The following is a 7,383-nucleotide window of genomic DNA, read 5'->3' on the forward strand; positions in this document are numbered from 1 at the left end:
GCCGAAGCCGGTCGACGAGCCCGTCGCCGAGCCGAAGCGTGCGGCCACGCCCAAGCCGGCGGCCGAGAAGAAGCCGACGGCGGAGAAGAAGCCGGCAGCCGAGAAGAAGGCGAGCGCCCCGGCGCCCGCCCCCCGGCCTGCCGCGCCCAAGCCCGCCTCGGCGGCTCCCGCCAAGCCGGCGGCCCCGCGGCCTGCGGCACCTCGGCCGAAGCCCAGCCCCCGCCCGGGACGCTGACGCTACTGACCATCTAGGCACCGGGTCGGCCTGCCGGCCCCGGTCCGCACACGTCACCCGCCCACCCGGGCGGATGACCGACACGAGGAGATACGGCAGTCATGCCGAAGAACAAGACGCACTCCGGCGCCAAGAAGCGCTTCAAGGTCACCGGCAGCGGCAAGCTCATGCGTGAGCAGACCAACGCTCGCCACTACCTGGAGCACAAGTCCAGCCGCCGCACCCGTCGTCTGGCTCAGGACCAGGTGGTCTCGGCCGCCGACACCAAGACCATCAAGAAGCTGCTCGGCAAGTGACCCGCCCGGGCGGATCGCGCCGTCGACGATGAACTCGTCGCACGCGGCCGCCGGCAGCACTTCCGGACCCGACACTGCAAGGAGCATCACGTGGCACGCGTGAAGCGGGCGGTCAACGCCCACAAGAAGCGCCGTACGACCCTCGAGCGCGCCAGCGGCTACCGCGGCCAGCGTTCGCGTCTGTACAGGAAGGCGAAGGAGCAGGTCACCCACTCCCTCGTCTACTCGTACCGCGACCGCAAGGCGAAGAAGGGCGACTTCCGCAAGCTGTGGATCCAGCGCATCAACGCTGCGTCCCGCGCGCAGGGGCTGACCTACAACCGCCTCATCCAGGGCCTCAAGGCCGCTGGTGTCGAGGTCGACCGTCGCATGCTCGCCGAGCTCGCGGTCAACGACGTGGCGGCGTTCAACGCGATCGTCCAGGTCGCCAAGGACGCGCTGCCGGCTGACGTCAACGCGCCGAAGGCCGCCTGAGCCACCGCTCAGCACCCGGACGCCCGGACACCCCTGACCTGTCGATGCCCCGCATCCCCGACGTGACGCTCGCCAACCCGCGAGCGGACCGGGTCAAGCAGGTCAGGGCGCTGTCCGGGCGTCCTGCGCGTTCCCGGCACGGGCAGTTCCTCGTCGAGGGGCCGCAGGGCGTGCGCGAGGCCGTGCGGCACGCGGCCGCCGACGTCCGGGACCTGTACCTCACGCAAGCCGCCGCCGAGCGCTACGTCGAGATCCTCGACGCCGCGCTCGAGGCCGGGCTCCGAGTCCATCTCGGCACCGGCGAGGTGCTGGAGGCGATGAGCCCGGACGCCCAGGGCGTCCTCGCCGTCGTCCGGTCCCGCGCGCTCGCGCTCGACGACGCGCTGCGGGAGATCGCCGGGCGGCCCTTGCTGGTCTCGGTGCTCGCGAACGTCCGCGACCCGGGCAACGCGGGCACGGTGATCCGCGCGTCCGACGCCGCCGGCGCCGACCTCGTGGTGCTCGCCGGCGAGAGCGTCGACCTGCACAACCCGAAGGTCGTCCGCTCCACCGCGGGCTCTCTCTTCCACCTGCCCGTCGTGACGGGGCTGCCGCTCGCCGACGTCGTGGCCGCCGTGCGCGGCGCGGGCTGCGTGGTCCTCGCCGCCGACGGCGCGGGACCGCACGACCTCGACGACCTTCTCGACGTGGCCGGCTCCGCGCCGGACGACGGCCGGCCCGACCTGTCGGGCTCGACCGCCTGGGTCTTCGGCAACGAGGCGTGGGGCCTGCCCGAGGCCGACCGCGCCCTGGCCGACGCCGTCGTGCGCGTGCCGATCCGAGGCCGCGCCGAGTCGCTCAACCTGGCCACGGCGGCCACGGTCTGCCTGTACGCGAGCGGACGCGCCCAGCGATGACGCGGGGCGGGCCGGCGCGGTCCGGTCCCCGTCTGCCGCGACGGCCGTCGAAGCCCTCCGCCGACCGCCCCGGACGCCTCCCGTCCGTGCACCGCGCCCGTGAATAGCATGGGCGGATGCGTCTGTTCACGGCCGTGTACCTGTCCGCCGCTGCGGGCGCTCACCTGGAGCTCGCCCTCGCCGGCGTGGGGGGTGCCGCCGTGGCCGACCCCGGGCGCGGTCTGCGGTGGGTCCCGCCCGACCAGCGCCACGTGACCCTCGCCTTCCACGGCGACGTGCCCGACGGCGCGGTCCCCGGTTATGTCGACGCCCTGCACGACGCCCTCGCCGACGTGCCGCCGTTCGAGCTGTCCCTGACCGGCAGCGGCTCTTTCGGGGGCCGGACCCTCTGGGTCGGCGTGGCCGGGGCGGTGGACGTCCTGCGCCGGGTCGCGGACCTCGTGCAGGACGCCGCCGTCGGGGTCGCGGGCCTGCCCGCCTCGGACCGGGCTTCCGGCCGACCGCACCTCACGGTCGCGCGCGCGACGCTGCGGTCCGCCGAGGGGCGACGGCAGGTCGCCGGCGCACGGGGCGGGTCGCGCCGCCCGCGCGGCCGGGAGCAGGAGGGGTCGCCCCTGGTGCCGTGGGCACAGGCGCTCGCCGTGTACCGGGGACCCGCGTGGGAGGTGGACGCCGTGCACGTCGTCGCCTCCCGGCTGGGGGAGGGGCGCTCCGGCGGCCCGCTGCACGAGGACGTCGCGGTCGTCCCGCTGACGAGCCGCGACGCGTCGGGCGGCCCCGTGCCATCATGGGAGGCGTGACACGCCGCGACCGCCGATTTACCGGGCCCGCCACGGGCCCGGCACCGGCTGCGCCCGCGCGCTGAACGCGCGCGGCACCGCGGACGCCGACCTGACCGGCCCGGGCGGGCACATAAACTGACCCCCGCCGCCACAGCCCTCGCAGGGACCCTCTCAGGAAGGCACGCATGTCCACGCCCGCACCCACCCCAGACCTCGGCCCCGACCCGCTCGACGTCGGCGCGCTCGACGCCGCCGTCTCCGACGCCCTCGCCGCGGTCGCCGCGGCGCGCGACCTCGACGAGCTCAAGGCCGTCCGCAGCGCCCACACGGGGGACCGGAGCGCCCTCGCGCTGGCGAACCGCGCCATCGGCACCCTCCCCGGCCCCGACAAGGCTGCCGCCGGCAAGAACGTGGGACCCCGCCGCGGCCGCGTGAACCAGGCGATCACCGCACGCCAGGCCGAGCTCGAGGCCGAGCGGGACGAGCGTGTCCTCGTCGACGAGGCCGTCGACGTCACGCTGCCGACCGACCGGCGCCCGGTCGGCGCCCGGCACCCGATCGAGCTGGTGCAGGAGCGCATCGCGGACTTCTTCGTCGGGCTCGGCTGGGAGATCGCCGACGGGCCCGAGGTCGAGGCGGAGTGGTTCAACTTCGACGCCCTGAACTTCGACCAGGACCACCCGGCGCGCCAGATGCAGGACACGTTCTACGTGGAGGGGGAGGGCGGCAAGCCGTCGAACCTCGTGCTGCGCACGCACACGTCGCCGGTCCAGTCCCGCTCGCTGCTCGAGCGGGGGGTCCCGCTGTACGTCGCGTGCCCGGGCAAGGTCTTCCGCACGGACGCGCTCGACGCCACGCACACCCCGGTCTTCCACCAGGTCGAGGGCATCGCCATCGACAAGGGCCTGACGATGGCGAACCTCGTCGGCACGCTGGACGCGTTCGCGCGGGCGATGTTCGGGCCCGAGGCGCGCACGCGGTTGCGGCCGAGCTTCTTCCCCTTCACCGAGCCCAGCGCGGAGATGGACCTGTGGTTCCCGCAGAAGAAGGGCGGGGCCGGCTGGATCGAGTGGGGCGGCTGCGGCATGGTCAACCCGAACGTCCTGCGGGCGGCCGGGATCGACCCCGAGGAGTACCAGGGCTTCGCCTTCGGGATGGGCATCGAGCGCACGCTCATGCTGCGTCACACGATCGCGGACATGCACGACATCGTGGAGGGCGACGTGCGCTTCTCCACCCAGTTCGGGACGGAGATCTGATGCCTCGCATCGTCACTGACTGGCTCGGCGAGCACGTCGAGCTGCCGGCGGACCTCACGGCGGAGCAGCTCGCCGCCGCGCTGGTGAAGGTCGGGCTGGAGGAGGAGGAGATCCACCCGGCCGCCGTCACCGGGCCGCTCGTCGTGGGCCGCGTGCTCGCACAGGCGCCCGAGCCGCAGAAGAACGGCAAGACCATCAACTGGTGCCTGGTCGACGTCGGCCCGGAGCACAACGCCGCCCAGATCAAGGGTGTCGACGACGCCGACGTGCCTGCCGGTGGCGCGCGCGGCATCGTCTGCGGGGCGCACAACTTCGGCGTGGGTGACCTCGTCGTGGTGTCGCTGCCCGGTGCCGTGCTGCCCGGTGGCTTCGCGATCGCCGCCCGCAAGACCTACGGGCACGTCTCCGACGGGATGATCTGCTCGGTGCGCGAGCTGGGCATCGGGGACGACCACGACGGGATCCTCGTGCTCACCCGCGCGGGCTTCGACGCCGCGGACCTCACGCCCGGACAGGACGCGACCGCGCTGCTCGGCCTCGGCGACGAGGTGCTCGAGATCAACGTGACCCCGGACCGCGGGTACGCGTTCAGCTACCGCGGCGTGGCGCGCGAGTACGCGCACTCCACGGGTGCGCGGTTCACCGACCGCGGGCTGGCGGAGAACCTGGTCACGCCCCCGCCGGCCGCCACCGCGGACGGGTTCGCCGTGGAGGTCGACGACGCCGCGCCGATCCACGGGCAGGTGGGGTGCGACCGGTTCGTCACGCGCGTGGTGCGGGGCATCGACCCTGCGGCGCCGACGCCGTCGTGGATGAAGCGTCGTCTCGAGGGCTCGGGCATGCGGGCCATCTCCCTGGCCGTGGACGTCACCAACTACGTGATGCTCGACCTCGGTCAGCCCCTGCACGCCTACGACCTCGCCCAGGTGACGGCGCCGATCGTCGTCCGTCGTGCGGCGCCGGGCGAGCGGCTCACCACGCTCGACGACACCGACCGCGCGCTCGACGCCGAGGACCTGCTCATCACCGACTCGCCCGCGGGCGAGCGTGGCTCGCGGGTCCTGGGTCTGGCCGGCGTCATGGGCGGCGCGTCCTCCGAGGTGAGCGACGCCACGACGGACGTGCTGGTCGAGGCGGCGCACTTCGACCCGATCACCGTGGCCCGCACCGCGCGCCGCCACCGGCTGCCGTCCGAGGCGGCCAAGCGGTTCGAGCGCGGCGTGGACCCGCAGCTGCCTGCCGTCGCGGCGCAGCGCGTCGTCGACCTGCTCGTCGAGCTGGGCGGCGGCACCGCCGACGCCGCGGTCAGCGCCCTGGACACGACGGTCGCACCGAAGTCCGTGCGCCTCGATGTCACCTTGCCCACCCGCCTGTCCGGCGTCGCGTACGACCGGTCGACGGTGGTGGGCATCCTCGAGCAGATCGGCTGCACGGTGACGGACGCCGTCACCGGCGCGGCGGTGGACGCCGTCCGCGTGACCCCGCCGACGTGGCGCCCCGACCTCACCGAGCCGGCCGCGCTGGTCGAGGAGGTCGTGCGGATCGCGGGCTACGACCAGATCCCCTCGGTGCTCCCGGCCGCCACCGGCGGTCGCGGCCTCACCTCCGAGCAGCGAGCCCGCCGGACGGTGGCGCGCGCGCTGGCGGAGGCCGGTCTGGTCGAGGTGCTGTCCTACCCGTTCGTCGGCGAGGCGGACCTGGACGCGCTCGGGCTGCCGGACGAGGACGTGCGCCGGGTGACCCTGCGGCTGGCCAACCCGCTGGCCGACGACCGGCCGTTCCTGCGCGCCGACCTGCTCTCGACGCTGCTCGAGACGGCGCGCCGGAACGTCTCGCGCGGCCTGCCCGACGTGGCGGTCTTCGAGATCGGCCTGGTTACCCGACCGGTGCCGGGCACGCCGGCTCCGCCCCAGCTGCCGGTGGGCGTCCGCCCGGCCGAGGAGGACCTGGCGGCGCTCGTCGCGGCCGTGCCTGCTCAGCCGCGGCACGTCGCCGGCGTCCTGACGGGCCGGGCCGTGCCCGCCGGGTGGTGGGGAGACGGGCGGACCGCCGACTGGGCGGACGCGCTCGGCGCGGCGCAGCTCGTGGCCGCGCGCACCGGCGCGGAGGTCACCGTCGTGGCCGACTCGCGGACGATGCCCTGGCACCCCGGCCGCTGCGCGGCGCTGACGCTGGCCGACGGCACCGTCGTCGGGCATGCGGGGGAACTGCACCCGAAGGTGGTCGAGGCGCTCGGCCTGCCCGCCCGTGCGTCGGCGTTCGAGCTCGACCTCGGCGCCCTGATCGCCGCGGGCGGCGACGAGCCGGTCGCCGCGTCGCCCGTCTCGGCGTTCCCGGCCGCCAAGGAGGACTTCGCGTTCGTCGTCGACGACGCCGTCCCCGCCGCGGACGTGCACGCCGCGGTCGTCGCGGGAGCGGGGCCGCTGCTGGAGGACGCGCACCTGTTCGACGTCTTCACCGGTGCCCAGGTGGGCGAGGGCAAGAAGTCCCTCGCCTACTCGGTGCGGCTGCGCGCCGCTGACCGCACCCTCACCGCGGACGACGTGCGAGCCGTCCGCGACGGTGTCGTCGCGGCGGCCGCCGAGAGCGTGGGGGCGGTGCTGCGTGGCTGACCAGGCCGCGACCGGCGCGACGCCGGGGCCGGAGGGCGCAGTCCCTCCGGCCCGCACGGCGCTGGTCACCGGCGCGAGCCGAGGCATCGGCCGGGTGGTCGCGGTCGGCCTGGCACGGGCCGGCCTGGACGTCGCCCTGCTGGCCCGGGACACAGCGGCGCTGGCGGAGGTCGCCGCCGAGGTGCGGGGGCTGGGCCGCGTCGCCCTGGAGCTGCCGTGCGACGTCACGGACCTGCCCGCGGTGGCCGCAGCGGTCGGCCGGGCGGAGGCTCCCACGTCGGAGGGCGGGCTCGGCCGGGTCGACCTGCTGGTCAACAACGCCGGTCGTATCGACGCGGAGGTGCCGCTCTGGGAGGCCGACCCGGACGAGTGGTGGTCGGTGCTCGAGACCAACGTGCGCGGGCCGTTCCTGCTCTCGCGGCACGTGGTGCCGGGCATGCTGGCGCGCGGCGGAGGCCGTGTGGTGGAGCTCAACAGCGGTGCCGGGTCGCACGACAACGCCGAGGCCACGGCGTACAACGCGAGCAAGACCGCGCTCATGCGTCTCGGAGCCGGCCTGCACGCTGCCGGTCACGATCGTGGGCTGCGTGTCCTGGAGCTCGCCCCGGGTGTGGTGCGTACCGACATGACCGGCGCGATGCGCGCTCACGAGGGGCGGACGGACTGGACCCCGGTGGAGCGGACGGTGGCGCTGACGACGGCGTTCGCCCGTGGGGACCTGGACGCGTGCTCCGGCTGGTTCGTGCGTGCGTCCCACGACACCCCGGAGTCGCTGGCCCGGCTCGCGGCTCGGGCGTCGGCGCCGGCCGCGCGCCGGCTGCGGGTGCAG

At 75.0% G+C, this 7,383-nt stretch carries 8 protein-coding genes; all 8 read left to right on the forward strand.

Annotated features, from left to right (window positions below; all coding sequences use genetic code 11):
* Nucleotides 1-235, forward strand: a 235-nt coding sequence (locus tag ACFT55_RS17810; RefSeq protein WP_380245180.1) for a hypothetical protein, incomplete at its 5' end; no start/stop codon positions are given.
* Between the two features lie 101 nt (nucleotides 236-336).
* Complete coding sequence (rpmI, locus tag ACFT55_RS17815; protein ID WP_380245181.1) at nucleotides 337-531, forward strand: 50S ribosomal protein L35; 195 nt, start codon at nucleotides 337-339, stop codon at nucleotides 529-531.
* A 90-nt stretch (nucleotides 532-621) separates the two neighbouring features.
* A complete protein-coding gene (gene rplT, locus ACFT55_RS17820) occupies nucleotides 622-1,005 on the forward strand; it encodes a 50S ribosomal protein L20 (protein ID WP_380245182.1) in 384 nt (127 codons plus the stop codon).
* A 44-nt stretch (nucleotides 1,006-1,049) separates the two neighbouring features.
* The gene (locus ACFT55_RS17825; RefSeq protein ID WP_380245183.1) at nucleotides 1,050-1,901 is read left to right on the forward strand and encodes a TrmH family RNA methyltransferase; all 852 of its coding nucleotides are present in this window, start codon (nucleotides 1,050-1,052) and stop codon (nucleotides 1,899-1,901) included.
* A 116-nt stretch (nucleotides 1,902-2,017) separates the two neighbouring features.
* The gene (locus ACFT55_RS17830) at nucleotides 2,018-2,701 is read left to right on the forward strand and encodes a 2'-5' RNA ligase family protein (RefSeq protein ID WP_380245184.1); all 684 of its coding nucleotides are present in this window, start codon (nucleotides 2,018-2,020) and stop codon (nucleotides 2,699-2,701) included.
* A 167-nt stretch (nucleotides 2,702-2,868) separates the two neighbouring features.
* The gene (gene pheS / locus ACFT55_RS17835; RefSeq protein WP_380245185.1) at nucleotides 2,869-3,942 is read left to right on the forward strand and encodes a phenylalanine--tRNA ligase subunit alpha; all 1,074 of its coding nucleotides are present in this window, start codon (nucleotides 2,869-2,871) and stop codon (nucleotides 3,940-3,942) included.
* Nucleotides 3,942-6,554 carry a phenylalanine--tRNA ligase subunit beta gene (pheT, locus tag ACFT55_RS17840; RefSeq protein ID WP_380245186.1) on the forward strand — a complete coding sequence of 871 codons (2,613 nt, stop codon included), beginning with the start codon at nucleotides 3,942-3,944 and terminating at the stop codon, nucleotides 6,552-6,554. Before pheS ends, pheT begins: the two co-directional genes overlap by 1 nt.
* A partial coding sequence (locus tag ACFT55_RS17845; RefSeq protein ID WP_380245187.1) for an SDR family NAD(P)-dependent oxidoreductase occupies nucleotides 6,547-7,383 on the forward strand: 837 nt, incomplete at its 3' end. The genes pheT and ACFT55_RS17845, both read left to right, overlap by 8 nt.

The organism is Isoptericola sp. NPDC057191, from assembly GCF_042670225.1.
Lineage (GTDB): Bacteria > Actinomycetota > Actinomycetes > Actinomycetales > Cellulomonadaceae > Isoptericola.